The sequence below is a fragment of the Bradyrhizobium sp. HKCCYLR20261 genome (assembly GCF_051168435.1).
Taxonomy (GTDB): Bacteria; Pseudomonadota; Alphaproteobacteria; order Rhizobiales; family Xanthobacteraceae; genus Bradyrhizobium.
In genome coordinates this window covers 116,347-140,918 of sequence record NZ_JBNPUZ010000007.1, presented here as the reverse complement: position 1 = coordinate 140,918, position 24,572 = coordinate 116,347, and the positions used below count along the sequence as shown (strand labels likewise).

Below are 24,572 nucleotides of genomic sequence, written 5' to 3'. Positions count from 1 at the left end.
CAGGTGGCCGCGCCTTGGCCGCGGTCGCAGCACATGCCAATGTCCGTGGGAGCGGCGCCATGAAGAGACGCGACTTCGTCAAATTGAGCATGGGCTTTGCGGGCCTTGCGAACCTGCCGACCGTCTCGAATGCGCTCGCGCAAGCAACGGCCGCGTTCAAGGCGGCCGATGTTCAGCCGCCGGGCTATCCCACTGTGGTCGCGACGGAGAATCTCGGCAGGAAGCTCACAGCATCGACCAATGGTCGGCTTTCGATGCAGATGTATCCGTCCGCCCAGCTCGGCGGCGAGAAGGACACGATCGAACAGACCCGAACCGGGGCTATTCAAATGCTGCGTGTCAGCGCCGGCTCGCTCGGACCAATCGTCGACGACGTCAACGTCGTCAACATGCCGTTCCTGTTCAGGAGCATCGCGCACTCTGAAAAGATGATGGACGGTCCGATAGGTCAGGACCTTCTCGATCGTGTCAGCGCCGATCCCAATGCCAATTTGGTCGCGCTTTGCTGGATGAATTCGGGTGCACGCAGCATCTACAACACCAAAAAGGCGATCAGAAGGGTCGAGGACGTCAAGGGTCTCAAGATCCGCGTGATCAGCAATCCGATCTTCATCGATATGATGAATGCGCTTGGCGGCAACGGCGTCGCGATGAGTTATGAACAGGTCTTCAGCGCGCTGCAGACGGGGGTGATCGACGGAGCGGAGAACAACTTACCGAGCTACGTCTTCAGCAATCAATACACGGCGGCGCGATACTACTCCCTGACGCAGCATCTCGTGATCCCGGAGCTGCTCGTCTTTTCGAAGCGAGCCTGGGCGACCTTGTCGACCGATGATCAAGCGCTGATCAAGAAGTTCGCGCGCGAAGCCCAGGTCGAGGAGCGCGACCTCTGGAAGGCCTATGAACGGGAAGCGATGGAAAAGGCGAAGGCTGCAGGATCCGAGATCATTGAGATCGCCGACAAAGCGCCGTTCCAGAAGGCCGTCAAGCCGGTCTGGGACAAGTATGGTCCGAAGTACCAAGAGATGATAAAACGCATCCAGGACATCGCGTAGGCCGAATCGGGCCGGCGGGCGCCCTGCCCTGCTCCGTCACCAGACAGCGACACACTTGGCGCGGTTCAGAAGCAGCCCTACTCGTCCTCTTGCTGGGCGGCTTCCGCCAAGCCGCGGAGCGGCTCTGGATTGAGCAGGACGATCGCCCCATGCTCGAGCCGCACCCAATCTCGCGCGGCCCAGGCACGCAGCTGCTTGTTGATGCTCTCGCGGGTCATGCCGACCATCTCGCTGATCTCCTGCTGCGTGATGGCGATGGTGCGGCTGGCGGGGTCCAGCTTGCGCTTCTCCGTCAGGCCGAGCAGAGCGCTGGCCAGACGACGTGGAAGGTCTTGGAGGATCACCTGCTCGACCTGATCGCTGGTCCAGCGCAGCCGATCGCAAAGCAGCTCGATGAACTTCATCGCCAGGACGGGCTGGCTCTTCACGAACGGCAGAAACTCGCGACGATCGATCACCAGGATCTCGCAGTTCGTATTGGCGGTGGCGTCCGCCGTCCGTTCCCTTCCGTCGAGCACGGCGACCTCCCCGAAGAGCTCGCCTGCGCTGATCAGGTTCAGGATTGCGTTGCGGCCGTCCGGCGACGAAACACTGATTTTCACGGTCCCGCTGATCACGGCATAGAGGCTCGAACCGGGATCGCCCTTCGAGAAGATGGTGGCGCCACGCTTCAGGGAGGTCGGCTTGGCGTAGCGGCAGAGCTGATCGAGGGCATCGGCCTCGAGTTCGCGGAACATCGGATGCTGCCGCAATACGGACAGCTTGCCGCTGCTGGACGAACGAACGCTGCCCCTCTTCTCCTCAGTCACACCGCGTCTCCCAGGCGTCCGCATCCCCCGGCGGCCAAGGGGTGGCGTCGCAAGCTGGTGGTGCGCCCTCGATGTCGGAGGACGACGGTCGCGCCGACGTCCACCGGCAAGGACGATCCCATCGGCTTTCGATAGCCGGCCCCTCGATCTCCGCTCACCTTCCGAATACGGCAGATCGGCAGATTGTCCAGGAAAATGCAACGCCGGGCGTCTCGGCAGCAGTCAAAACGAGACGTCCCCCGACGGCGCGTGGTCCGGCGGGGGGTCTGAACGCCTTATTGCAGCGCGGCTATGCCCGCTTGGTCGAGAGGACCTGTAGGCCTGCTCGGGAAGCTGCGGCTTCAGGCACGGTGCTTTGTCTGAGAATCAGCCCACAGCAGAACGGCAGCGAAGGCAACGAAAACACCCACCACAGCAACACTGACCATCACGGCGTCGAACGGCATGTCTCTCTCCCCATTTTTGAGTTGGAGACATTCTTCCCGAGCACCCGCGCGTCCGTCTTTGATCCAGATCAATGCCGAGGCGCGCCCCACATCCCGCGGGGATGGTCAGGCGGCAGCCAGCGCCTCGGCGCGTGCGGAATCGCGCAGCGATACGCCGCCGGGAAGGATGGCGATGATCCCCTCCCGCTCCAGCTTGGTAAAGGTTCGACTGACCGTCTCGATTGTGAGGCCGAGATAATCCGCGATATCCTGACGAGACATCGGCAACGGCACGATGTTGGAGGGGCCGCGCAGCTCGACCAGCCGGTCCCGCCAGCCGACCAGGAACGTAGCGACCTTTTCCTCGGCCGACCGGCGCCCGAGAAGAACCATGTGGTCGCGCGCTTGATTGAGCTCATGCACGGCCAGTTCGTTCATCCGGCGCAGGAGGTTCGGCTTGTCCTCGGCAAATCGGCCGAACGGTCCCCTGGCGAATTGGCACACGGTGACGGGACCAATCGCATCGGCGGAAAATCCATGCCTTTGCTCGGTCGTCATGCCGACGAAATCGCCAGGAAGCGCGAAGCCCACGATCTGTCTGCGGCCGTCGGGCAGAAGCTTGTACAGCCTCATCACCCCGTCCAACACATTGTAGAAACAGGACGACATGTCTTCCTGTGAAAAGATCGTCTCGCAGGTCGAGAAGTGCGCTCTGCGGCTGAGCTGTTCGAACTCACGCATTTCGAACTGGTCGAGCGACGCACAGACGCTGAAACCGCGCACGGCACAATCCGCGCAGGCTTGGCCATGGAAATCGACTGCAACGAGAGACGTCTTCATACAGGGGCTCCGCAGGGCCAGGCGCAAGAGGAATGGCTGCATTCTAGCGGATGCGCCAAGTTCCGATTGATTCAAATCAAACGAACCGACAATGCGGGCCCTATCGTGACCGATAACGGCTTCCTTAAGCGGACATTTTGAATGCAACGCCTCGTTTGGTGTCATCTTCTCGTGGCGATGTCGCTCGCATCGCCATCATACGCAGCGTCGACGCCGGAGCAGCGCGGGCGGGCGTTCGCGAAGGTTCATTGCGCCCGGTGCCATGCCATCGGCCGCACCGGCGACGGCCCCTTCAAGCCGGCTCCGCCATTCCGGACATTGCACCTCCGTTACCCCGTGGAAACCTTGGGGGAAGCGCTGGCGGAGGGCATCGTCACTGGCCACCCGGCGATGCCGCAATTCGAACTGACACCGCCGCAAATCAACGATTTCTTGTCGTATCTCAAGAGCCTCGAATGAGCGTTCGGACCTCCCGGGATCAGAGCGCCTGAACTGTCCATGAAAGGATGGACTTGGCGGCTCTGCCGAATGCTGCGTCGAAGGCGGCGACAGCCTCGGTGGGATTGATCTGCGCAATCGGCTGCGTCTCATCGAACAAGCGCGAAGCGACGACCTTCCCGCTTCTTTCGACCAGACGCGCCGACAGCCCGATGTCCGCCTTGGCACCGCCCTCGGTATCGATGCGGAAGCGCCGGATATCGATCACCAGCTGAACGTCCGGCTGGCCGAGGTCCGAGGCGCGCAGTGGCGCGTGGGCCACGTCATAGTTCTCAAACGTGTCGATCAGCCGGGCCTGGACGAGCTTTGGGATGCTGTCGGCCCAGAGGAATTCGGCAAAGCCGGGGACCTCCCGGATGGGTGAGAACAGCATGCGCTGCGTCTGCAACATCGCAACCGCGGTCGGCTCAGGGATCGCGAGCTGCCCCTTGATCGTCCTGCCGACGGGACCGACGTCTCGCGGCGCTGTCAGATCGTAGGTGATCTTCTGCACCGGCGTGCCGCCGCCGGTCATTTTCTCGAGCCCGGAGACGATGCCATCGAGCTTCCCGGTGTTTCTGGCGAGCCCGTCAGAGAATGTCTTGAGATTGGCGATTGTGTCCTTCAGCGGTCCGGCATTCTCCGCCAGCACGGCATCGACACGGCGCAAGGCGTCGCGGGCAGCCTGCGTCATGCTCTGACCGGCCCCCTGCTCTGCGATCAACGTTGACACCGCCGCCGCAGCGCCAGACGCCCCGCCTTCCAGGGCGATCACAGGCACGCCCGTGAGTCCCTGAAATTCAAGGCCCACCTTCGTATCCACCCGCACCGGGGTCGCTGACGCCACCGAGATCGTCGCATTCACGCGACGAGGGTTGTCAGGCGCCAGTCCGAGCTCCGTCACCTCCCCAACGCGGATTCCGTTGAACAGAACTGCGGCACCAACCAGCAGGCCCGGCACCGATCCTTCGAACTGAACGCGATAAGTTGTGCGCGGCCCGAGCCCACCGGTGTTGTTGAGCCAGTATACGAAACCAAAGATCGCGACGATGGCCGCCAGCACGAAGCCTCCAATGACGGCGAATGGCGCACGGGTTTCCATCTCTCAACTCACTTTCGGTTGCAGCATCTGGGATCGCTTGCCATGGAAGTAGGCTTTGACCCAGGGATGTTCGGATCTCAGAAGATCGCTCATCGGGCCGATGGCGACGATCTTTCCGCCCGCGAGCGCAGCGACACGATCGCAAACGGTGTTGAGGCTGGCGAGGTCATGAGTGACCATGAACACCGTCAGGCCAAGTGTCTGCTGAAGCGTCTTGATCAGGGCGTCGAAATCGCCGGCGGAGATCGGATCGAGACCGGAGGTCGGCTCATCGAGAAAAACGATGGCGGGATCCAACGCGAGCGCTCGGGCCAGCGCGGCACGCTTGGTCATGCCGCCCGAAAGCTCGGAAGGAAACTTGTCGCCATCCTCGGCCCGAAGACCGACCATCTCGAGCTTTGCGATTGCGATCTCGTCCATGAGGCCCTGCGACATCTGCAGGTTCTCCCGCAGCGGAAACTGCACGTTCTGCTTGACCGTGAGCGAGGAGAAAAGAGCGCCCTGCTGGAACAGGATTCCCCAGCGGGTCGCGACGCCCTGCGTCGTGCGCTCTTCTGCACCGCCGAGCTGGACACCCATCACCTCAATGGTCCCGCTACGGCGGGGAATGAGCCCGATGATCGTCCTCATCAGGACGGATTTTCCGCCGCCGGAGGCGCCCACCAGTCCAAGAATCTCACCGCGGCGGACGTCCAAAGACAGTTCGTTGAGAACGACCTGCCGGCCAAATCCAACCACGAGATCGGTGACGCGGATCGCGCTGGACACGTCGAGATCATCCATCGGCTACATCCCGATCGATGCAAAGAAGACGGCGAACAATCCATCCAGCACGATGACGAGAAAGATCGATTTCACCACGGACGTCGTCGTCTGCTGCCCCAGCGATTCGGCGCTGCCTTTGACCCGAAGGCCTTCGCTGCATGCGATGATGCCAATCACCAAGGCCATGAACGGCGCCTTCAGGATCCCGACCTCGAAATGCGTGACCGAGATCGCATCATGCAGCCTGGCGATGAATATCTCGGGCGCCATGCCACCGTAGAGCTGAGCCACGAGGCCCCCGCCGTACAGACCCGCCATCGAACCGATGAAGGACAAGATCGGCAAGGTCAGGATCAATGCGACGATGCGAGGCAGAATCAGCACCTCGACGGGATCGAGCCCCATCGTGACCAGGGCGTCGATCTCCTCGCGCATCTTCATCGATCCGAGTTCGGCCGTGTACGCACTTCCTGATCGGCCGGCGACCATGATCGCGACAATGAGAACGCCGAGCTCCCGCAAGACCAAGATGCCGACCATGTCGACGACATAGGATTCCGCACCGAAGCGTCGAAAGTGGAAGATGCCCTGCTGAGCGATGATCGCGCCGATCAAGAAGGTGATCAATATGACAATGGGGATCGCCTGCCAGCCGATCCGATACATCTGATAGACGAGAGAGGTGACGCGCAGCGATCGTGGCCGGCGCAAGGTGCGAAGCAAGGCAAAGGACAGCGCGGCCAGCATGTCCAGGAACACCGTCACGTCCTTGGATGCGCCCAGAGAGGAGCGGCCGAGATCGGTCAGCTTGGCAACAATCGGATTCTGCTTCGGTACCGGCTCGATCACGCGCCGGTTGACCTGCCGCACCTCTTCGACGAGGCCGGCATAGTTGTCGGCAATGCCGGTGACTTCGACCTGTTTTCCGCCAATGGCGGCGCGGCGGCTGAGTTTCTCGAGCAGCCAAGCGCCGACGGTATCGATCTCGCTGACAGCCGCGAGATCGAGCTTGACGGCCTTGGCTCGATCGATACCGTTATCTACTGAGCTCGTCAGGCTTTCGAGTTCTGTGACATTGAGGGACACCCACGATCCGCTGGGACGGAGTTCGAGCACCTCCTGCGACGAAGCAGCGGTCAGTCCCGGATGCGCACGCAATTGAACGTCTCCCTCAGTCGGCGAGCCGACGCACGCTCGTTCCTAGAACTCGCAGAACCGTCTCGCTTGATCTGCGTCAAACGGCGAGACGCTCAGGGTTGAGCGAGATCAAGCCTCTGGCACCCCCAGGTTCTACATTGAATTCGGCGGAGGACAAACCATGGTCACCGACGGGACGGCGCTCCGAAACGAGCTGCAGCACTTGACGCGTGAACTCAGCAATTTGGTGGAGAAGGCGAACGCATCTGGCGGCGGAACGAATGCACAGTCGATAGCGGGCGCGTTTGCAGCAGCGATCAGTGGTCTGGACACGAGGGACGCCGCCTCTAGAGCTGAGCACCTGATCGAGACCCGCCCGATTGCGACGGTGGCTTCAGTTTTCGCGCTCGGGATGGCGCTCGGCCTCCTGTTGAGGAGACACTAGATGGACACTGAGAACGTCGTCAAACATCTTCGCCTGCTCTGGCGCACGGACCGGGTCATCGCCGACATCAGGCTTCGCCACCTGCTCGTCGGGCTTGGCTTGCGCGCATTCGCCGCTCTGATCGCAGTCTTCGGTCTCTTGATGTTCGAGCTGGCAGCCTATCTTGGGCTCGTCCAGATCACATCTGCCGTGGTCGCCGCCGCAGCACTCGGCGGTTGCAACATCGTGATCGCGGCGCTGCTTCTGATCATAGCGTCCCGCGCGCCCTCCGGCCGCGAGCTCGAGTTGGCGAACGAGATCCATTCATCATCGATGGACGCATTGCAGCTCGAAGCGCGATCGTTTCAGTCGCAAGTCTCGAACCTGATCAACCATCCACTCAACAATCTGATTCCGTTGCTCATCGTTCCGATTGCAACGATGATCATCAAGACGCTCCGCACGCAGGGGCATTCGGAGAGTGAGGCTTCGGGGCCTGCCGAAGCCTCGCATTCCGATTGAAGGATCAGCCGCTCATCTCACCGACCTACAGCCGCAGCTTGACGCTACACAGGTCGCGTTCGGTCGGGTCGGTCTTCACTTCGAACCCGAGATTGCGGCACATCTCCAGCATGACGATGTTCTCCTGCAGGACATCTCCGGAGATCATTTTGAGGCCTTCCGCCTTGGCATATTCGATGATCAACTGCATCAGCGCCCAGCCGAGGCCTCGCCCCTTCAGATCTGACCGCAGCAGAATGGCGTACTCGCCGCTCTCATAGACGGAATCGGAATGAATCCTCACGACGCCGACCAACTCATTGGTTGATTCATCCAGAGCAACAAATGCCATGGCACGAGCGTAGTCGAGCTGCGTCAGACGAGCGATGAACTCGTGCGTGAACTCCTTCATCGGCGCGAAGAAGCGCAAGCGAAGGTCCTCGGCCGTCACATGCTTGAGGAACTCGTGGATGACGGGCTCGTCTTCGGGGCGGATCGGACGGGCAAAGATCCGCCAGCCATCCTTGACCTGGAGATGCCGCTCCCATTGGGTTGGATAGGGGCGCACGGCAAAGTTCGCGTGACCCGAGCCCTTGAACCTCGGCGGCACTTTCCCGACCGCGACACGCGCGTCGACCGCCAGGACACCACTCTCATCGGCGAGCAACGGATTGATGTCGAGTTCCCGGATTTCGGGAATGTCGGCTGCAAGTTGCGCGAGCTTGACCAGGACCAACGCGACAGCATCTGGCTTCACCGCGGGAACGTCCCGATACGCCTGCAGCAGCCGCGAGACCCGCGTCCGATTGATGAGATTGCGCGCCAGATGAAGGTCGAGCGGTGGCAGGCCCAACGCCTTGTCGTTGATGATCTCGACCGCGGTGCCGCCACGGCCGAAGACGATCACGGTGCCGAATGTTGGATCATCGGCAAGACCCATGATCAGCTCCCGCGCCTTGGCCCGAAGGACCATCGCCTGTACGATCACGCCGGAGATCCGGGCGTCAGGACGCACCGCCTTGGCGCGCGCGATGATCTCGTTCGCGGCGTTCCGCACCGCCTCGGCCGTGGTCAGGTTGAGCACCACGCCGCCGACGTCGGATTTGTGAACGATGTCGCGCGAGAGCACCTTGAGCACGACTGTCGCACCTTGAGCAAACAGCCGATTGGCATAGGCAACCGCCTCATCGACCGATGACGCGGCGAATGTCGGGACCATCGCGATGTCATATGCTTCCAGCAGACGGCTGATCTCGACGGGATCGAGCCAGGTTCGGTCGTCGGCAAGCGCTGCCGCAACAATTTGGCGGGCAGTCTCGACATCGGGGGCAAACGAACTCGGCATCGCCGGCGGGACTGCCGCGAGAGAGTCGACCACCTCCCGGTGGCGCACCAGGTGCATGAAGCCTCGGACGGCGTCATCCTCGGTCGGATAGTTCGGAATGCCGCCACCGCTCAAGGTCTCGATGACCGTCTGTTCCGCACCGACCCATGCGGCCAACACCGGCTTGGCCCAGCGTCTGTGCTGCTTTCGATAGTTGCTGACGAATTCCGTCACGGCCGTTGCGATCTCGCTCGCCGAAGCGATTGCAGTCTGGACGTTCATCACGAGGATTGCATCATTGGCCTGGTCGGCGAGCAGCGCCTCCAGCGCCCGCGTATACCGCTGGGCGTCCGCATCCCCGACGATGTCCACCGGATTGGATCCGGACCAGGTCGCGGGCAGGACAGCATTCAGCTTGTCATGGACCGCCGGCGACAGCGCTGACGGGATGCCGCCGAGCTCCACCAGCCGATCGACTGCGAGCACGCCGATGCCGCCGCCATTTGTCAGAATGGCAAGTCGCTTGCCCGTCGGCGACTCCACCCGTCCCAGTGTCTCCGCGCAATCGAACAGCTCGCGCAGATCCGAAACGCGCAACACTCCGGCCCGGCGGAAGGCGGCCTCGTAGACCGCGTCTGCGCCCGCGAGAGCACCTGTATGCGTTGCCGCGGCCTTCGCAGCGATGGCGCCGCGGCCCGACTTCACGACGACGACCGGCTTGACCCTGGCCGCCGCTCTCGCGGCAGACATGAATTTCCGGGCGTCCTTTATCGCCTCGATGTAGAGCAGGATGGCCCGGGTTCCACCATCGAGCGCAAAGTGATCGAGCAGATCCGCGAGGTCGACATCCAGTTGATCTCCGATCGACACGATGCCGGAAAATCCGACACCGCGCTGGGCCGCCCAATCGACCATTCCGGCGGCAATGGCGCCCGACTGCGAAATCAGTGCAAGATTGCCCGCACAAGGCATATGCGCCGAGAACGACGCATTCAGCTTGATGGTCGGCATCATGATGCCCAGGCAGTTCGGGCCGATGAGCCGCATGCTATGCCGTTGTGCGGCCTTCTCAGCCTGATCGGCGAGCGACCCCGCCCCGTGACCCAGCCCCGCCGTGATGATCAGGGCTCCGGCGGCCCCCAAGGCGCCTGCACGATCAACGAGAGCGGGAATCGACGGAAGCGGCGTCGTGATCACCACGAGTTCAGGAACGAACGACAGATCGTCGAGAGTTTTGACGGCAGGAATGTCCGAGATCGCCGGATAGCGCGAATTCACCAGACCGATCTGGCCCTCGAACCGGGCCTTGATGATGTTGTCGAGAATCGCTTTCCCTACGGAATTCGGCCGTGGACTTCCTCCGAGCAAAGCGATGGAGCGTGGCAGCAGCAGGTTCCGCAATCGGTAGGTCGACATTTTGATGATCCAAGGTCAGGCGGCTTGCCGCGTCGGCATCTTAGTTTCAATCCAACGCGGGTCTAGCGCGACTTATCACCCCAGCACCCGGGTCACGATGCATCCTGCTGCCGCAGCTTGCAGCACGCGTGATAAGCTCCTGGCCGCGATGGGGACCTTGACCGAGGTCAAGCGGCGGAAGACGTGAATGCCCTATGTCCTCCGCGCAACATGAGCCGGGAGGCTGTCGATGCACGCGATGCTGTTGCAAGCGCCTGGAACAGCCCTCCGGCACGAGGTTCTGGCAGACCCCGAGCCCGGGCACGGCGAGATTCGCATCAAGGTCAGCGCTTGCGGCGTTTGCCGCACCGACCTGCATGTCTACGACGGAGAACTTCCGAACATCTCTTATCCGATCATTCCCGGGCACGAGATCGTCGGCCACATCGACCGCCTTGGCCCTGGCGTCACCACGCACCAGCTGGGCCAACGTGTCGGGATTCCCTGGCTCGGCCACACCTGCGGTCGCTGCACGTTCTGCAAGCATGGAATGGAAAATCTCTGCGATGCGCCTGCCTTTACCGGTTACACGCGCAATGGCGGGTACGCGACCCACGCTGTTGCAGACGCAGACTTCGCATTTGCGCTCGAAGGCTTCGATGACGAGGTCGCCGCCGCCCCGCTGTTGTGCGCCGGCCTGATCGGCTGGCGATCCCTGGTCATGGCGGGCGAGCCGGAGACGCTCGGGCTCTACGGATTCGGCGCAGCCGGACATATCGTCGCCCAGGTCGCACGCTGGCAGGGTCGCAAGGTCTATGCTTTCACCCGAGAGCATGATCAGTCCGCGCAGGATCTCGCCTACGAGCTTGGTGCCGTCTGGGCTGGAGGATCGGGTCAGAGTCCTGATGTTGCACTCGATGCGGTCATCATCTACGCGCCTGCCGGCGAGCTCGTTCCCGCCGCGCTCCGGGCGGTCCGAAAGGGCGGCCGGGTCGTCTGCGCGGGCATCCACATGAGCGACATTCCAAGCTTCCCTTATTCCCTGCTGTGGGGCGAACGTCAGGTGATATCCGTTGCCAACCTCACGCGACAGGATGGTCTCGACTTCCTGCGCGTCGCCAAGGATGCACGAATTCGAACTCATGCCACCGCCTATCCGCTCTCTGATGCCAACGCCGTTCTGGCTCGCTTGAAGCAAGGTCACATCGTCGGCGCCGCGGTCCTGGTCCCCGATTTCTGAAGCGCAGCACGACGGCAACAGCGTCATGAACTCATCGTCTGACCAGGACCCCGTCTTCTCGTTCTTGGGCGATACCCGGCGCTTTCCGGAAGTTCGCCGGATCGATACACACGCGGCTTCCGTCTTTCTGGCCGGGGACCGAGCGCTCAAGGTCAAGCGAGCCATACGGCTGCCATTCCTTGACTATTCCACCCTCGCGCAACGCAAGGCTGCCTGCCTCAAGGAAATGGAGGTCAATCGTCCCTTTGCGCCGGACATCTATCGGGGCGTCGTCGCAATCACGTTGACCCCGGAGGGATCGTTCGCCATCGACGGATCCGGCACACCGGTCGAATATGCCGTCGAGATGCGTCGCTTCGATGACGATCAGACACTCGACCATCTCGGGTGCCGCCATCACCTGCCGCCCGATCTCGGCGAGCGGCTGGCAGAAGCCATCGCAGCATCTCATCAGGCCGCCGTCTGCCCCTCCTCCAACGAATGGATCGAGTCCCTCCCGAATTGGATCGACGCGTTCGCGGCCAGCTTTCGTGCCGGCGGGCGCTTCGATCCGGCCGGAATTGACGAGCTTCGATCGGCTTGCCATGCCGCGTTCGCACGTCTCCGGCCTTTGCTCGAGCAGCGCACGCGCGCGGGACAAGTCAAGCGCTGTCATGGCGATCTCCACCTCGCCAATATCGTCCTGATCGATGACAAACCCGTCCTGTTCGATGCCATCGAATTCGACGACCGGATCGCCACGATTGACGTCCTCTACGACCTGGCCTTTCCCCTGATGGATCTTCTGCATGTTGAGGAGACGGCGGCGGCCAACCATGTGTTGAACCGCTATCTCGCGATCGCCTCGCCCGACCAGACCGATGGCCTGGCCGCCCTGCCGATGTTCATGGCAATGAGGGCCGCGATCCGGGCGCAAGTGTTCCTGGCAAAGCTGGATCGCGACGCATCCGAACACGCAAGCCCCGGTCGTTCGGCAAACTTCGAGGTCGCCAAGAGCTACTTTCAACTGGCACAAGAGCTGATCCGCCCCGTTGCTCCCATGATGATTGCCGTCGGCGGCCTTTCAGGCACTGGAAAGTCCGCGCTGTCCCGCGCGCTTGCTCCCCATTTGGCCCCTCCGCCTGGAGCGATCGTGCTGCGCAGCGACGTGCTGCGCAAACGTCTGTTTGGGATCAAGGACACCGAGCGCTTGCCGGCAGCCGCCTATACGCCTCAGTCCAGCGCGACAGTCTACCAGGCACTCGCAACGCACGCCCATCGCGTGCTGTCTCACGGCTTTACGGTCGTAGTCGACGCGGTCTTCGCCCGCGCGGACGAACGGAATGAGATCCATGCGCTGGCGAAACGGCTGAACCTGCGCTTTGCCGGACTGTTTCTCATCGCCGACTTGCAGGTGCGGCAAGACCGGATTCAAAGTCGCGTCGGCGATGCGTCCGATGCCACCGTCGCTGTCGCCAAGGACCAGGAGAGCTATGATATCGGCGCGCTCGACTGGTGGCAGGTCGACGCGTCTGGAACACCCGAGGCAACCCTGGCTCTGGCCTTGTCACGCCTGTCGGGCAAGACCTGACGCGAGTTGCGCTCGAATTCTGTCAGATTTAGCTCCGCGCTCAGTTCACGTATGAACGTACTCGCCCGGCGCGGGTCCGAGATCGTTCGTCCCATCAGTCCCGAGGCGAGGCGGCCCACCCGCCGCGCCGGATCGCTGGCCAAGCCAGTCGACCCAGGTCGGCCACCATGACCCTTCGATACGCGGCGAGATGCTCTGCCACTCGTCGGGTCCGAGGTATGGAGCGTCGGCAGCCTTGGTACGGACCTGATGCGAGTGCCCCTGTTCGCCCGGCGGTGCGACAATTCCGGCATTGTGGCCGCCGCTGGCGAGCACGAAGGTCACGTCGGCATCGACCTCATAGTGAATCTTGTAGGTCGACTTCCACGGCGCCACATGATCGCGGAGCGTCCCGACGACGAACATCGGCGTGTGAATATCCGACAACGCGACCGGCTTGCCGTTGACGCGGTAACGGCCCTCGGCGAGATCGTTGTTCAGAAACAGCTTGCGCAGATACTCGGAGTGCATGCGGTACGGCAGTCGAGTCGCATCGGCATTCCACGCCATCAGGTCACTGGGAGCCGCCCGTTCCCCCAGCAGATAGTCACGAGAGACCCTCGACCAGATCAGATCGTTGGAGCGAAGCAGTTGAAACGCGCCGGCCATCTGCGTGGTGTCGAGATAGCCGCGCTCCCACATCATGTCTTCGAGGAAGGCAACCTGGCTTTCGTTGATGAAGAGCGTGAGCTCCCCGGCCTCGGTAAAGTCGGTCTGCGCCGCAAACAGCGTGATCGTCTTGAGCCGCTCGTCGCCATCGCGCGCCATGGCTGCAGCGGTGATCGAGAGCAGCGTTCCCCCGAGGCAATAGCCCGCGGCGTGAATCGGCTGATCCGGAACAATCGTTCCGATCACGTCCAGTGCAGCCATCACACCAAGCGACCGGTAGTCGTCGAAAGCAATATCCCGGTCCTGCGCTTCGGGATTGCGCCAGGAGATCATGAACACGGTGAAACCCATGCCCGTCAGGAAGCGGACCAGCGAATTGTGCGGCGACAGGTCCAGGATGTAGTACTTCATGATCCAGGCCGGCACGATCAGGACCGGCTCCGGCCGAACCGTCTCGGTCGTCGGCGCGTACTGGATGAGCTCGATCAGCCGATTGCGATAGACGACTTTTCCCGGCGCGGTCGCGACCGTCTTCCCAACGACGAACTCCGATTTGTTCGTCGGACTCGTCGGCTGCATCACCTGCATGAGATCGGCGAGCCAGTTTTGCCAACCGAACACGAGGTTCTCGCCGCCGGTCTGAAACGTCTTCTCCAGGACTTCCGGGTTGGTTGCCGCGAAATTCGACGGTGCGTAGATATCGAGAAGCTGCCGAAGCGAGAAGTCGACCACGGCCTCATTGGATGGGTCGACACCCCGAACGCCCGTCGTCGCCTTGTGCCACCACTCTTCCCCTAGCAGGAACGCCTGGGCGAACAGGTTGAAGGGCTGCGTCGTCCATTGCGGCTTTGAAAACCGGTGATCGTTGGCCTGCGGCTTGATCAGATCCCAGGAAGCGCGATGAGGATCGGCGAAATGAACGGATCGTTCGACGACCTGCCGCATGCCATGCCAGGCATCCCGCGCAATCTCGATCTGGCGCTGAGGCGCAGCCGCGAGGTGACAGGCCCAATCCAGATACGCCATCGAAAGAGCCGCAGGCGAGATACCTCCCGTCATGCGCGCCAGCATGGCGCTGAACGCTCTGTCCAGCTCGTGGTCCTCGCGCTGAAACTCTCCAGCGCCCGGATGCCCGTCCTCCGCGAGCTGCTTTGTCGCAGGTGCTACCAAATGGTGATCTGGTCCCACCACGATCGGCTCCCCGGAACGACCAGCGTTGGGCTGCTCGAAGCCGCTTGTTGCTTCATGCTGCAGCTCAACCGGCAGCGACGCTCCGGCATTCTTCAGTTCTGCCACCTTTGCCCCACGAGATTCACGCCGGCATCGATGAGGCGCTGCCCATGCTTGAACAGCCGATCGCAATCACGCCTCATGAACTCGATCTGATGCCGGCCACACTCCTCGACCATGGCCTGGATCCCTTTCACGGAATGCACGCCGGCGAGCTTCGACACGAATTCGGCGAGCAGATGGGTCTCGGTACGCGCGCGATCCAGAGCCTCATTGCTGGCAAAGAGAACCTCCTCCAGCATGATCTGCTGCGAACCGATCAGCAACTCGAGCGCATGCTTGTTGGACAGGGCGACACGTTCGGACAGTTCGGCCGTCTCGTCGGCGATGACTTTGGCCCCGGAGAGCTCAGACATGGCACCTCTCCTCTCGCTGGAAGAGGCCCTCCTTAGCCGATCCCCGGGCGGAAAACCTTGCGCTGCATCAATGACGCGGTCACCTCGCCGATTGACCTGCGTCAAGTCGCAACCTGCGCGACATATTACCGTCAGTCAGCCTTTGACATTGGAGTTCGCCATGCGCGCCCATCAGATCATGACCCGTCCCGTCATTACCGTCACGCCGGACACCTCGATTGTGGATGCGGCCAACATCATGCTGCAGAAGCACGTCAGCGGCCTGCCCGTGGTCGATGCCGCCGGCAAGCTGGTCGGCGTGGTCTCGGAAGGCGACTTCATCCGCCGCACCGAAATCGGCACTGGACGCAAGCGCGGCCGCTGGCTGCGTTTCATTCTCGGCCCCGGGAAATCGGCCGCCGACTTCGTCCATGAGCACGGCCGCAAGGTGTCTGAAGTGATGACGCGGTCTCCTCTCACGATCACGGAAGATGCCGCATTGGCGGAGATCGTGGAGCTGATGGAAAAGAACCACGTGAAGCGGCTGCCGGTGGTCAAAGGTGATCAGGTGGTCGGCATCGTGTCACGGGCCAACCTGCTGCAGGCCGTCGCCACCCTCGGACGGCAGGTGCCGGATCCGACCGCCGACGATGATCACATTCGCAATCGCGTGATCGACACCCTCGAGAAGAACGACTGGTGTCCGTTCGGGCTGTCGGTCATCGCCAAGGACGGCATCGTCCATCTGAGCGGCGTCATCACCGAGGAGCGTTCCCGCCAGGCGGCCATTGTTGCAGCCGAGAACGTCGCCGGGGTCAAGAAGGTCCACGACCATCTCTGCTGGGTCGATACCATGTCCGGCATGTATCTGAACTCGCCGGAAGACGATGAGATGGCCAAGGCCAGCTGATCTGACGAAGGACTACGACCGGTCTCGCGAATCCTCGCCGACGGTTCTGGCGGAGGCTCACACTCGCGAGGCCGGCTCACCCTCTCCAAACGCGCCAGCCCGGCGCGAGCGTTCGATATCCTGCTCAGAGTATCCGAGCCGATCCCGCAGAATGGCGGCCGTATGCTCGCCAAGGCGGGGAGCGGCTGAGGGCTCGACGGTCGGCGTCAACTGCATGGCAATGGGCGGCTCGATATTCGGTATCGTGCCCGCCGTTGCGTGCGGGAGGCGACAGACGCGCTGTCGGGTCCGGACCTCCGGCGCATTGAAGGCCTGCTCGACTGTACGGACGCGTCCGACCGGAACTGACGCCGCGTTCATCCGTGCGATCCAGGCGTCCATGCTGTCGGAGGCGAAGATGTCGGCAATGATGCGGCGGAGCTGAGCGCGGTTGATCCATCTCGCCTTGCGCGTCGCGAATCGCGGGTCACTCAGGAGGTCGGGACGGCCGAAGACCTCCGCCGCCAGCCGTTGATACAACCGATCATTCGCGCACGCCACGTATAGCGGGCCGTCTGATGCTTCGTAGACGCCCACCGTCGGCGAATCGTTTGGCGAGTTGCCCGTTCGCGTCGGATTGACGCCGCTCATCAGGTAGGCCATGCCGGAGAAGCCCGTCATCGCCAGCGCCACATCGAACAACGCCACGTCGACATGCTGCCCGCATCCCAGCTTCTGCCTGGCCGCAAGCGCCAGCAGGATGGCATTGCATGCCGACATTCCCGTCGCCAGATCAATGATCGGGGGACCGGTTCGCACCGGCGGACCGTCGGCGAAGCCATTGAGCGACATGAACCCGCTCTCCGCCTGCGTGATGGGATCGAAACCGGATCGCCATGCGAAAGGCCCTGATCGTCCATAGGCCGAGATCGAGCAATAGATCAGACCTGGATTGGTGCTGGAGACCGACGGATAGTCGAGACCGAACTTCTCCATCACGGAGGACGAGAAGTTCTCGACCACAATATCAGCTTTGCCGATCAGCGCGCGGGCAATGTCGCGCGCGTGAGGGTTCGCGAGATCGAGCGCCATGCCTTTCTTGTTGCGATTGAGGCTGAGGTAGGCAGCGCTTTCGCCACCGCGTTCCGCATGCTCATACGCCCTGGTGTCGTCTCCTCGTCCGGGCTGCTCGATCTTGATCACGTCAGCGCCGAAATCCGCGAGGGTTTGCGTGCACGCAGGCCCGGCAACGACACGCGTGAAGTCGATCACCAGCAATCCGGACAAGGCTGCCGGAGCATCGGCCCGGCGCGGCTCACGATCAGGCAGGACGACCTCGGTCGACATGCACCAGTGTTCCTTCCCCATGCGTAGATCGTCTGCTGCGATCTTTGCGTCTCGATGCATGGTTAGCTCAACCGACGGCGCAACGAAAGCCCTGCCCCGGGCGGCACGCATCGGCCTGCTGCATTGCAGCGCAGCTGCCATCACGGCACGGTCCTTAGGGCGTGAGCATCTTGCGCCAATAGAGCGAACTCTCCCACGCCCATGGGAGTTCCGGCCGGAACAGGGCGTAACCGCAACGGATGAAGTTGTTGGCGGAGACGATATTGCTCGTCGTATCCGACACGAGGCAGTAATAGCCGGACCGCCGTGCATGGCGCTCGATCACCCGCATCAGGCGCCGCTGGAGCCCGTTTCCGCAGGCTTCCTGGACAACGCCAACTCGCGAGAGATAACCTATTCCTCTGCCGATCGACGACGGCACCAGCCCGGCGAAACCTGCGGCCCGTCCATGTTCGGTCGCGAGCCACCAATGCCCGGTCTCGAAATCCGGCAGCGGCGCCTGATCGAGGAACGTGCGCGCATGCAGGTCGGCCAACGTATCGAGAATGTCGGGCTCGCTCGCATCGACCTCCCTGATTTGGAAGCGGCGGTCCCGCTGCAGGCCACGGCTTGCCACCACATCACCTTCCGAGGACGACCTTGATGCCAAGCCAGATCGCGCCGACGAGACCGGTCGCGATCACGGTGATCACCGCCTTGAACGTGTAGCTCTGCGCCTGCTCCACGCTCTTGCGCCAGCGCCGCAGATGCTGAAAGTCGGCCCTGAGCTCCTTTCGGTCCTCCTCCTCGATCCCGAAGGAGGTCAGGATGGTCACGATGGCTCGCATGACGACAGCGTCGATCTCGTCACGCTGGAGCTGGCTCTGTTTCGCCAGGGTCTCCGCGACGACTGCTCTGATCTCGTCATGGGTGATGTTCATCGCCTGATGATCCTTGCAACGTTCTCGAAGCCACGTTTGGCGAAGTAGAAGGAGATGACCAGATTGGCCGTGGTCGATGCGAAGCCGGCCAGCGGATCGGTTGATCCGAGCCCGAGCACCTTGTCCCACACCAGCAGCTTGGCGAAATAGATCGAGACGCAGTAACCGATCAGCTTGTCCGGTTCGTACCAGCAACCGATCTCCGCCGCGCGCAGCCGTAGTTGTGCATCCGACTCGGAGACCTGCGCGGCGATCTCGGTGGCCGCCAGGTCTGCTGCGATCTTGGAGTCGGTATTGCCCGCCTTGAGCTTCGCCTGATAGGCGTCGATCAGCCCCTTGATGACGGGGCCGCCGACAAAGCCGAGAATGCTCATCCACATGTCACGATGCCTTCCCGAGGGAGCGCAGCCGCGCCACGATCGTGATCACCGAGATCACCAGGAATATCCGCCCCACGGCCCGCGGATCCCCCACGGCAGCACTGATCTGCTCCTTGAGGCTGGGATCTCCGAGCGCGTCGCTGACATTGTCGAGGATCGACAGCAAGCATCCGAACAGCGCCAAGAGATAGCCCCAGGCGATCGTCAGCGAATGACGACACGCCGCCTTGATTCTCGTCCACATGTCTCGATCTCCTTGGGATGTGGTGCGCCGTGCTTCCGGCCACCGGGTGAAGCGGCATCGGTGCCGTTTGCCGCCGGCTCATCGATTGCCCGCCTTGCGCAGGGCACACGCAGCGCGTGCAGGGCCTCAGCGCTTGCCGAAAACCCGCTTCAGCAGAACAGCAAAAAGGGCCCCGATGGAGCCCTTTGCTGGATGCGTGATCGACGCTGTCGTCGAGACTTTTGGCGCCCTGTCCGGCGGCGGCCCGGTCTCCGCCGGTCCGTTCGCGAAGGTGATTGATGGATCGATCTCCATCATCGCCTTCAGCAGACCGGCGCAACCAGGCTGCCGGTCCACCGCCTGCGCATCATAGACGCCGTCGCGGACATATTTTCCGCAGCGATATTGATCCGTCCCGGCCCAGACATAGGGCGACGGCACGCCCCGTCGCGCGTAACCAAGCCCGTTATAGTGCTCGAGCAAGGTCAAGGCCCCGCCGATCGACCAGTCCCGCCAGCGCGCCGCATGCGGCGCACAATTGACCAGCGCATCGACCGCGGCGTCCTCCCACGAGGCGAACGGTCCCCGCCCGGCCGGAACATGGACCGAGACACGGTCCCACGGATCTCCCTGGGCCAACGATCGCGACCAGCTCTGCGAGGACTCCCGCTCGTGGATCACGGCGATGATCGGCCAGGGGACACCGGTGACCTTCGAGACGGCCTGGTATCGGGCCTTGGCAGCGACGAGGCGACGGGCGACTGAAGAAAAACTACGCAGGCGATTGGTTTTTATCCACCTTCTGGAATTCTCAGCTTTCAGATCGCACAAAGCGACTACCATTTGACCTCCATTTAAAATTGAAAGAGTGAGGCCGTTGCACCATTCACTCGTGGAAGTTATGCTTCGCCGGAGAAGAGTTTTCGCTGACGGACAGTTCGATGCCGCAATCGGTTCAATTCGTGCTCATTGGCGTAGGAGCGCTAATTTTGGTCTGGGGATTCTTGCGTGAACTAAAACGGCGCAGCTCCAGGACGCTCGATGAAGAGGGCCGATGGTGGTGGTCCATCAAATGATTCGTAATATATAGTTCGACAGAATCGTTGGCTGGATGTTGTTGTGGGAGTTTCCGCCCCCATTGTTTACGGCAACCGGCAGAGATGGAATGTTTACGTTCATAACCTTCGCTGACGCACCGCCTGACGTGTTGATATTTGAAGAACTCGTTGTGACGTTTTGACTTAGTCCGCCGTTGGTGAAAAAGAAGTCGCTCACGTAGAATATTGCAGTCGTAGCGGCAGCAGTCGAAGCACCAGTCAAGGCAGGTACTTCAGACGGATCGAGAGTATGAACGGCCTCACCCCCAACGCCACCTACACTGTGACGAAGGGCGGAAATGGTACTCGATAGCAGGCGATTAGCAGTTGCTCCTCCCATATTGTCGACACAAGCCCTTACCCTGCCCCGGAGATCCGGCAAGTTAAACGTCGTGCTGCCGTCCCCACCGCCAAAAGTCGTCCCCACCAGCGCAAACAGGTTCGCATACGTCACCCGGCTGATGGCTTGACCGTAGGGGAAAGCAAAGCAGCTGTTCGGTGCGGTCGTCCCCCAGAAATCGAGGCCGGCGGCCAACGGGATGTTATAGGGATTTCCATAGAAGCCATGCAGATAGAAGCTGCCGTCGACATGGTTGTAGACGGCAACGTACGGAGTTCCCTGGATGATCGTTCCGGGAAGCAAATCCGCGTTCGGTGCGCTCCGCAGCGGCTTTGAGCCGAGCGAGTCCACGTTGAGGGTTACTGGCGAGCCGTTCGTCACGTGCGGCGTGAACGCGATGAGCTGGCCGTTCAGATGCGGCAGCGTGTCGAACTGCTGGTTGCTCGTCACCGCGTAGGCGGTGCTCGTTCCGGTCGTCGCGATCGCGCCGGCGATGTCGTCGCGATACTTCGCCGTCGCCGCCATCATCGCGCGCGCGGAGTCGTTGATGCTGGACGGCACCTGTCCTTCGGACCAATTGATCGTCGGATCGGCCGTGGCATCGGCGGATGCCGTCTGCGACCATCGATAAAGTGTCATGCTGCTCCCCGAATAAAAAGGGCAGCCAACATGGGCCGCCCGGATGCCGTTTCTGGTCTTGCGCCTGCCGGCCTGTAACTCCGCGATCAGGTCTGTTTGCTGAGCATCAGATATTGCTCACACGCACAGGCCGGCGCTCTGGCGATCAGGAGATTGCGGATCACGCCCTTGGGGACCCCCGGGCTTTCCTTCGCAATCACGTCGACGCGATCCTGGAGGATGCGATCGATCTCACTCCGAAGCTCCCGTATCCGGTCCTCGATGGTCGGAGTACTGCGTGGCTGTTTCATTGGTTTGGTCCTCTCTCGTCTGCGTCGCCGCTTGAAGCCGTGCGATGGTGTCGTTCGCCTGCGCCAGAGCGTTCTGGGCTCGCCTCAAGCTCTTCTCACGCCTCGTCTCGTGCTCCGCGACGAACGTCTTCAGATCGTGCGGCAGAGCCCTGAAGCGCTCCTTCCAGGTTGCCGGCCAGGCACGCGGCGGCGCGAGACCGGCGACATCGTCCAGCACGAGCGCGACAGGCGCTCCTGCTGTCGGATCAGCCAGGTTCAATGCGAGATGCGCCCGAGAGACCTCGTTGACGGCCTCCCAGAGCTTCATGATTCCCAGGCCCGCATGCTCGCTCGCGAAACGGGCGACGGCCGCTGGTGTCGCGGGACAGAAGGCCTCGCCCTCCCGCTCGCACCATCGCGCGAACAGCGGCGCACGCTGCCTGCGAGCCTCGACCAACGCGGCCAGAACCGGGTTCGTCACGGCTGCCTCACGGCCGGCTCGACCGGCGCGCCTGATAGAGCGCGACCGCGTCTTTCAGATCGCCCGAGGAGCTCAGGCGAGCATTGAGCGCGCGCAGATCGGTCCGCGCACGATCGCCCGATGAGGTGGATACGCCGGGGCGCATGACCGGCGGCACGGCCTTCGTCACCACGGCATCCTTGGCCCGCATCATCAGCCGGTAACGCGCCGCGTCATACATCATCCGCTGAAAGGTCGCGTGGCGCATCAGCGGCTCGGTGCGAAACAGGCGGTCGAGCTCGGCCGGCGGAATGCCGTTCTCCTTGGCTACAGCGAGGATCTCCGCCGCGACGGCCTTGCGGACCGCGCGCGGCTCACTCTTCAGCATGCCCTCGAGCCGGCTGTCCTGCTCCTCGGCGAAGCTGTCGAAGCTGTGCCGCGCCAGTTCGGCTTGCCGGCGATGCTCCTCCGCCTGTTGCGCCAGCAATTGATCGGACATCGTGATGGCGGCCTGAACGCGTCCGAACCGTGCCGGATCGTCGCGCGACATCCGTTCCAGCGCGTCAGGGAGCTGTTCGGCAGGCATGCCCGCAAATTCCGGGAACTGGCTCAGAAAGCTCGCCTGCGCGATCTGCAGCGCCGACGCGAGCCCTTCGCGATAGGATTGGCGGGCCCGCTCGGCTTCGCCGATCTTTTCCTCGATCGCCTGCAGCACCTGCGGATGCTGCAGCGCCTTTTCCAACTCCGGCGCGAGCTCCGGGCGCCCGTCGTGTGGCGCTCGGCCGTGCTCCGAGGCCGGCTTGTCCAGGCCGGCGCGCTCCTCGAATTCGTCGGTCGGCTCAGCACTGCTAAGGCCAGGCAGATCCGTGTCATCCGGATCAGGCCCGGCTGCGCGAGGCGACGTCTCATCCGCCTCGGCGGCTCTGACGCGGGCATGATCGCGCGCGGCGCGCTCGAGCGTGACCGCCTCGCTGCGGTCGACCGGATGGCCGGTCTCGTCGACATATTCGCGCACCATGACCGGCGGGCGGCCGTCGGTTCGCCGGTCCGCGGCCTCGCGCAGCGACGCAGCATCGCCGTCGATCGTTTCGCGCTCAGGCCGCTCCTCAGGATCCGGCATCGGCCGATATCCGGCATTGCCGAGCTCGAAAACTGCACCGGTTAGGACGTCTTCCGGTTCATTCGACATACGCATCCGCTCCTCGGAATGTTGCGCTCACTTGCTGCCAAACTTGTTGGTGATGCTGCCGCTGAACGGCTGCAGCAGGCTGTTGATGCCGCCCGCGATCTTGGCGAACTGCTCCGCGCCGGACATCTGCTGCGTCGTCGTCGACGTGCCGTTGCTCTGCTGACCGAGCTGGGCGATCGGCACGCCGATCTGCGCCAACAGCCCGAGCGCCTGCACCGGAATGCCGCGGCGCTGCGCTTCCTCCGCCAAGGTGGCATTGGCGCCGTAATTGTTGGCGTCGAGCGCCGCCTGGGACGCGGTTACGCCCTGCCCCTGGTTGGCCAGGTACTGCTGCTGCATCCCGCCGAGCAGATTGGCCGTGGTGTTGCCGGCGCCGTACAACGCGTTGGCGGCGGCGAGCTGGTTCTGGACATCCTGGTTGTACTGCGCAGCGATCACAGGTGCTTCGGCGGCTGCGACGCCACGGCCATACGCCATCTGATTGGCACCGCTGAAGTCGCGTCCCGCCGCGGCAAACTGACCGTTGATCGACGTGCCGACGTCGTTCTGGATCTGCGCCAACTGCGCCGCAAGCGCAGAATTGTTGCCGATCACGCTGCCATTGGCATAGGGCGCCAGCTGTCCCTGCAGCGTCTGCAGGTTGGTCTGCACAGCAGGCGCCTGCGCCAATGCATTGCCGCCGCCGAGCAGCGACTGCGCGTAGCCGCCGATGCCGGACGCGTAGGGATTGCCCTGCGCCGCATTCTGCTTCAGCACGTCGAGCGCACCGCTCTCGGCGCTTGTCAGCCCGGTATTGTTGAGACCGCTGCTGAGCTGCGACAGAATCCCCTGCAGCATCGGCTGCGCCGGCTGCCACGGCTGCGTCTGCGATTGTTGAGTCTGGGTGCTGGATGATTGTCCGCCCATTGGGCACATTCCTTGAATTGACAATGTTAAGAGTTGGCGCAACTGCAACATCGCAGTTCTCGCACAAGGCGTCCCCGTGACCATGTCTGCGATCCGTTCGGAGGAGACAGCGGCACACGGATCGTTCAATCAAGTCCCCGTGAAAATCAACGTTCCCCAACGCGCGATATCAAGAAGCGCATCTGCGGCTTCGATGGTTCTTCGGCTGACACTGTTTGTGGTGCCCGGATTGGACGACCCTGACCCGTCTGCTGTGAGGCAACAAGTCTCATGTTGGAATCAACTTCATTGCCACTCGCAGCTCTTCTCAGTACCGACGGTAACGTGTGCTGAACTCGCCGCTGATCCAGAAGATTGTTTCCGAGCAGATAGTCAAACAACCAATTGCGGATCTGTGATTCAGGGATTGGTGACGGTTCGGGAACAGGTGCCGGAGTAGGCGGAAAACCCGGACCATCGTTGCCGGGTGGCGCGTAATCTAGCGATGGCGGCACGCCCGGCTTTGATGGATCTTCGAACCAAGAGGGCCGTCTTGACGGCGATCTTGGCGGCGACCTTGGTGTACTCGGGCCT

General features: G+C 62.5%; 25 protein-coding genes. 7 read left to right on the top strand and 18 right to left on the bottom strand.

The genetic code is table 11. From position 1 onward, the window contains the following. The first annotated feature begins 14 nt into the window (after nt 1–14). A complete protein-coding gene (locus ACQR1L_RS18780) occupies nt 15–1,058 on the top strand; it encodes a TRAP transporter substrate-binding protein (RefSeq protein ID WP_434859397.1) in 1,044 nt (347 codons plus the stop codon). A 77-nt stretch (nt 1,059–1,135) separates the two neighbouring features. Here the strand turns inward: ACQR1L_RS18780 and ACQR1L_RS18775 are convergent, their stop codons facing one another. Together ACQR1L_RS18775 and ACQR1L_RS18770 are read right to left on the bottom strand one after the other, a co-directional pair. Beyond that, nucleotides 1,136–1,867: a Crp/Fnr family transcriptional regulator gene (locus tag ACQR1L_RS18775; protein ID WP_434859396.1), complete on the bottom strand. Its 732-nt coding sequence runs from the start codon at nt 1,865–1,867 to the stop codon at nt 1,136–1,138. A 551-nt stretch (nt 1,868–2,418) separates the two neighbouring features. After that, nucleotides 2,419–3,132, bottom strand: coding sequence for a helix-turn-helix domain-containing protein (locus tag ACQR1L_RS18770; RefSeq protein ID WP_434859395.1), 714 nt, complete (start codon nt 3,130–3,132; stop codon nt 2,419–2,421). A gap of 141 nt (nt 3,133–3,273) precedes the next feature. On the opposite strand from ACQR1L_RS18770, the gene ACQR1L_RS18765 reads away from it, so the two are divergent. Beyond that, a complete protein-coding gene (locus ACQR1L_RS18765) occupies nt 3,274–3,591 on the top strand; it encodes a c-type cytochrome (protein ID WP_434859394.1) in 318 nt (105 codons plus the stop codon). A 19-nt stretch (nt 3,592–3,610) separates the two neighbouring features. On the opposite strand, the gene ACQR1L_RS18760 is transcribed toward ACQR1L_RS18765, so the two are convergent. Genes ACQR1L_RS18760 through ACQR1L_RS18750 form a run of 3 tightly spaced genes read right to left on the bottom strand, consistent with a single transcriptional unit; the run spans nt 3,611 to nt 6,634 of the window. After that, nucleotides 3,611–4,711, bottom strand: a complete 1,101-nt coding sequence (locus tag ACQR1L_RS18760) for an ABC-type transport auxiliary lipoprotein family protein (protein ID WP_434859393.1) — start codon at nt 4,709–4,711, stop codon at nt 3,611–3,613. A 3-nt stretch (nt 4,712–4,714) separates the two neighbouring features. Then, the gene (locus ACQR1L_RS18755; protein WP_434859392.1) at nt 4,715–5,494 is read right to left on the bottom strand and encodes an ABC transporter ATP-binding protein; all 780 of its coding nucleotides are present in this window, start codon (nt 5,492–5,494) and stop codon (nt 4,715–4,717) included. Nucleotides 5,495–5,497: 3 nt separating this feature from the next. Next, entirely contained in the window at nt 5,498–6,634 is a 1,137-nt protein-coding gene (locus ACQR1L_RS18750; RefSeq protein WP_434859391.1) for an MlaE family lipid ABC transporter permease subunit, read from the bottom strand. A 160-nt stretch (nt 6,635–6,794) separates the two neighbouring features. On the opposite strand from ACQR1L_RS18750, the gene ACQR1L_RS18745 reads away from it, so the two are divergent. Together ACQR1L_RS18745 and ACQR1L_RS18740 are read left to right on the top strand one after the other, a co-directional pair. Beyond that, entirely contained in the window at nt 6,795–7,058 is a 264-nt protein-coding gene (locus tag ACQR1L_RS18745) for a hypothetical protein (protein ID WP_434859390.1), read from the top strand. Further along, the gene (locus tag ACQR1L_RS18740; RefSeq protein ID WP_434859389.1) at nt 7,059–7,559 is read left to right on the top strand and encodes a phage holin family protein; all 501 of its coding nucleotides are present in this window, start codon (nt 7,059–7,061) and stop codon (nt 7,557–7,559) included. It abuts the gene before it with no gap. A gap of 25 nt (nt 7,560–7,584) precedes the next feature. Here ACQR1L_RS18740 and ACQR1L_RS18735 read toward each other — a convergent pair whose 3' ends face one another. Beyond that, nucleotides 7,585–10,278, bottom strand: a complete 2,694-nt coding sequence (locus ACQR1L_RS18735) for a bifunctional acetate--CoA ligase family protein/GNAT family N-acetyltransferase (protein WP_434859388.1) — start codon at nt 10,276–10,278, stop codon at nt 7,585–7,587. A 229-nt stretch (nt 10,279–10,507) separates the two neighbouring features. On the opposite strand from ACQR1L_RS18735, the gene ACQR1L_RS18730 reads away from it, so the two are divergent. Further along, nucleotides 10,508–11,497 carry a zinc-dependent alcohol dehydrogenase family protein gene (locus tag ACQR1L_RS18730; protein WP_434859387.1) on the top strand — a complete coding sequence of 330 codons (990 nt, stop codon included), beginning with the start codon at nt 10,508–10,510 and terminating at the stop codon, nt 11,495–11,497. Nucleotides 11,498–11,522: 25 nt separating this feature from the next. Then, entirely contained in the window at nt 11,523–13,067 is a 1,545-nt protein-coding gene (locus ACQR1L_RS18725) for an AAA family ATPase (RefSeq protein WP_434859386.1), read from the top strand. Nucleotides 13,068–13,112: 45 nt separating this feature from the next. On the opposite strand, the gene ACQR1L_RS18720 is transcribed toward ACQR1L_RS18725, so the two are convergent. Further along, the gene (locus tag ACQR1L_RS18720) at nt 13,113–14,786 is read right to left on the bottom strand and encodes a PHA/PHB synthase family protein (RefSeq protein WP_434859598.1); all 1,674 of its coding nucleotides are present in this window, start codon (nt 14,784–14,786) and stop codon (nt 13,113–13,115) included. A 212-nt stretch (nt 14,787–14,998) separates the two neighbouring features. Beyond that, entirely contained in the window at nt 14,999–15,466 is a 468-nt protein-coding gene (locus ACQR1L_RS18715) for a hypothetical protein (protein WP_434859385.1), read from the bottom strand. A gap of 55 nt (nt 15,467–15,521) precedes the next feature. Here ACQR1L_RS18715 and ACQR1L_RS18710 point away from each other — a divergent pair, with 55 nt between their 5' ends. After that, nucleotides 15,522–16,250: a CBS domain-containing protein gene (locus tag ACQR1L_RS18710; protein WP_434859384.1), complete on the top strand. Its 729-nt coding sequence runs from the start codon at nt 15,522–15,524 to the stop codon at nt 16,248–16,250. A gap of 57 nt (nt 16,251–16,307) precedes the next feature. Here ACQR1L_RS18710 and ACQR1L_RS18705 read toward each other — a convergent pair whose 3' ends face one another. From ACQR1L_RS18705 to ACQR1L_RS18660, 10 genes are all read right to left on the bottom strand, one after another. Beyond that, a complete protein-coding gene (locus ACQR1L_RS18705) occupies nt 16,308–17,576 on the bottom strand; it encodes a CaiB/BaiF CoA transferase family protein (protein WP_434859383.1) in 1,269 nt (422 codons plus the stop codon). Nucleotides 17,577–17,730: 154 nt separating this feature from the next. Continuing rightward, nucleotides 17,731–18,192, bottom strand: coding sequence for a GNAT family N-acetyltransferase (locus tag ACQR1L_RS18700; RefSeq protein WP_434859382.1), 462 nt, complete (start codon nt 18,190–18,192; stop codon nt 17,731–17,733). Nucleotides 18,193–18,196: 4 nt separating this feature from the next. After that, nucleotides 18,197–18,496, bottom strand: coding sequence for a hypothetical protein (locus tag ACQR1L_RS18695; RefSeq protein ID WP_434859381.1), 300 nt, complete (start codon nt 18,494–18,496; stop codon nt 18,197–18,199). Next, nucleotides 18,493–18,876, bottom strand: coding sequence for a hypothetical protein (locus ACQR1L_RS18690; protein ID WP_434859380.1), 384 nt, complete (start codon nt 18,874–18,876; stop codon nt 18,493–18,495). The genes ACQR1L_RS18695 and ACQR1L_RS18690 overlap by 4 nt, the downstream gene beginning before the upstream one ends. A gap of 1 nt (nt 18,877) precedes the next feature. After that, nucleotides 18,878–19,120 carry a hypothetical protein gene (locus tag ACQR1L_RS18685; protein WP_434859379.1) on the bottom strand — a complete coding sequence of 81 codons (243 nt, stop codon included), beginning with the start codon at nt 19,118–19,120 and terminating at the stop codon, nt 18,878–18,880. 126 nt (nt 19,121–19,246) lie between these two features. Then, nucleotides 19,247–19,930, bottom strand: coding sequence for a hypothetical protein (locus ACQR1L_RS18680; protein WP_434859378.1), 684 nt, complete (start codon nt 19,928–19,930; stop codon nt 19,247–19,249). A gap of 237 nt (nt 19,931–20,167) precedes the next feature. Then, complete coding sequence (locus ACQR1L_RS18675; RefSeq protein WP_434859377.1) at nt 20,168–21,175, bottom strand: phage tail protein; 1,008 nt, start codon at nt 21,173–21,175, stop codon at nt 20,168–20,170. A gap of 231 nt (nt 21,176–21,406) precedes the next feature. Next, nucleotides 21,407–21,925 carry a hypothetical protein gene (locus ACQR1L_RS18670; protein WP_434859376.1) on the bottom strand — a complete coding sequence of 173 codons (519 nt, stop codon included), beginning with the start codon at nt 21,923–21,925 and terminating at the stop codon, nt 21,407–21,409. A gap of 7 nt (nt 21,926–21,932) precedes the next feature. After that, the gene (locus ACQR1L_RS18665; RefSeq protein ID WP_434859375.1) at nt 21,933–23,093 is read right to left on the bottom strand and encodes a hypothetical protein; all 1,161 of its coding nucleotides are present in this window, start codon (nt 23,091–23,093) and stop codon (nt 21,933–21,935) included. Between the two features lie 27 nt (nt 23,094–23,120). Further along, nucleotides 23,121–23,999, bottom strand: a complete 879-nt coding sequence (locus ACQR1L_RS18660) for a tail fiber domain-containing protein (protein ID WP_434859374.1) — start codon at nt 23,997–23,999, stop codon at nt 23,121–23,123. Between the last annotated feature and the right edge of the window lie 573 nt (nt 24,000–24,572).

What these genes read in the sequence shown, in the direction of transcription:
- ACQR1L_RS18735 (WP_434859388.1), bottom strand. Translation starts at nt 10,278, where the DNA reads ATGTCGACCTACCGATTGCGGAACCTGCTGCTGCCACGCTCCATCGCT.
- ACQR1L_RS18765 (WP_434859394.1), top strand. Translation starts at nt 3,274, where the DNA reads ATGCAACGCCTCGTTTGGTGTCATCTTCTCGTGGCGATGTCGCTCGCA.
- ACQR1L_RS18660 (WP_434859374.1), bottom strand. Translation starts at nt 23,999, where the DNA reads ATGGGCGGACAATCATCCAGCACCCAGACTCAACAATCGCAGACGCAG.
- ACQR1L_RS18710 (WP_434859384.1), top strand. Translation starts at nt 15,522, where the DNA reads ATGCGCGCCCATCAGATCATGACCCGTCCCGTCATTACCGTCACGCCG.
- ACQR1L_RS18770 (WP_434859395.1), bottom strand. Translation starts at nt 3,132, where the DNA reads ATGAAGACGTCTCTCGTTGCAGTCGATTTCCATGGCCAAGCCTGCGCG.
- ACQR1L_RS18740 (WP_434859389.1), top strand. Translation starts at nt 7,059, where the DNA reads ATGGACACTGAGAACGTCGTCAAACATCTTCGCCTGCTCTGGCGCACG.
- ACQR1L_RS18665 (WP_434859375.1), bottom strand. Translation starts at nt 23,093, where the DNA reads ATGTCGAATGAACCGGAAGACGTCCTAACCGGTGCAGTTTTCGAGCTC.
- ACQR1L_RS18730 (WP_434859387.1), top strand. Translation starts at nt 10,508, where the DNA reads ATGCACGCGATGCTGTTGCAAGCGCCTGGAACAGCCCTCCGGCACGAG.
- ACQR1L_RS18725 (WP_434859386.1), top strand. Translation starts at nt 11,523, where the DNA reads ATGAACTCATCGTCTGACCAGGACCCCGTCTTCTCGTTCTTGGGCGAT.
- ACQR1L_RS18690 (WP_434859380.1), bottom strand. Translation starts at nt 18,876, where the DNA reads ATGTGGATGAGCATTCTCGGCTTTGTCGGCGGCCCCGTCATCAAGGGG.
- ACQR1L_RS18705 (WP_434859383.1), bottom strand. Translation starts at nt 17,576, where the DNA reads ATGTCGACCGAGGTCGTCCTGCCTGATCGTGAGCCGCGCCGGGCCGAT.
- ACQR1L_RS18745 (WP_434859390.1), top strand. Translation starts at nt 6,795, where the DNA reads ATGGTCACCGACGGGACGGCGCTCCGAAACGAGCTGCAGCACTTGACG.
- ACQR1L_RS18720 (WP_434859598.1), bottom strand. Translation starts at nt 14,786, where the DNA reads ATGCTGGCGCGCATGACGGGAGGTATCTCGCCTGCGGCTCTTTCGATG.
- ACQR1L_RS18760 (WP_434859393.1), bottom strand. Translation starts at nt 4,711, where the DNA reads ATGGAAACCCGTGCGCCATTCGCCGTCATTGGAGGCTTCGTGCTGGCG.
- ACQR1L_RS18755 (WP_434859392.1), bottom strand. Translation starts at nt 5,494, where the DNA reads ATGGATGATCTCGACGTGTCCAGCGCGATCCGCGTCACCGATCTCGTG.
- ACQR1L_RS18675 (WP_434859377.1), bottom strand. Translation starts at nt 21,175, where the DNA reads ATGACACTTTATCGATGGTCGCAGACGGCATCCGCCGATGCCACGGCC.
- ACQR1L_RS18695 (WP_434859381.1), bottom strand. Translation starts at nt 18,496, where the DNA reads ATGAACATCACCCATGACGAGATCAGAGCAGTCGTCGCGGAGACCCTG.
- ACQR1L_RS18685 (WP_434859379.1), bottom strand. Translation starts at nt 19,120, where the DNA reads ATGTGGACGAGAATCAAGGCGGCGTGTCGTCATTCGCTGACGATCGCC.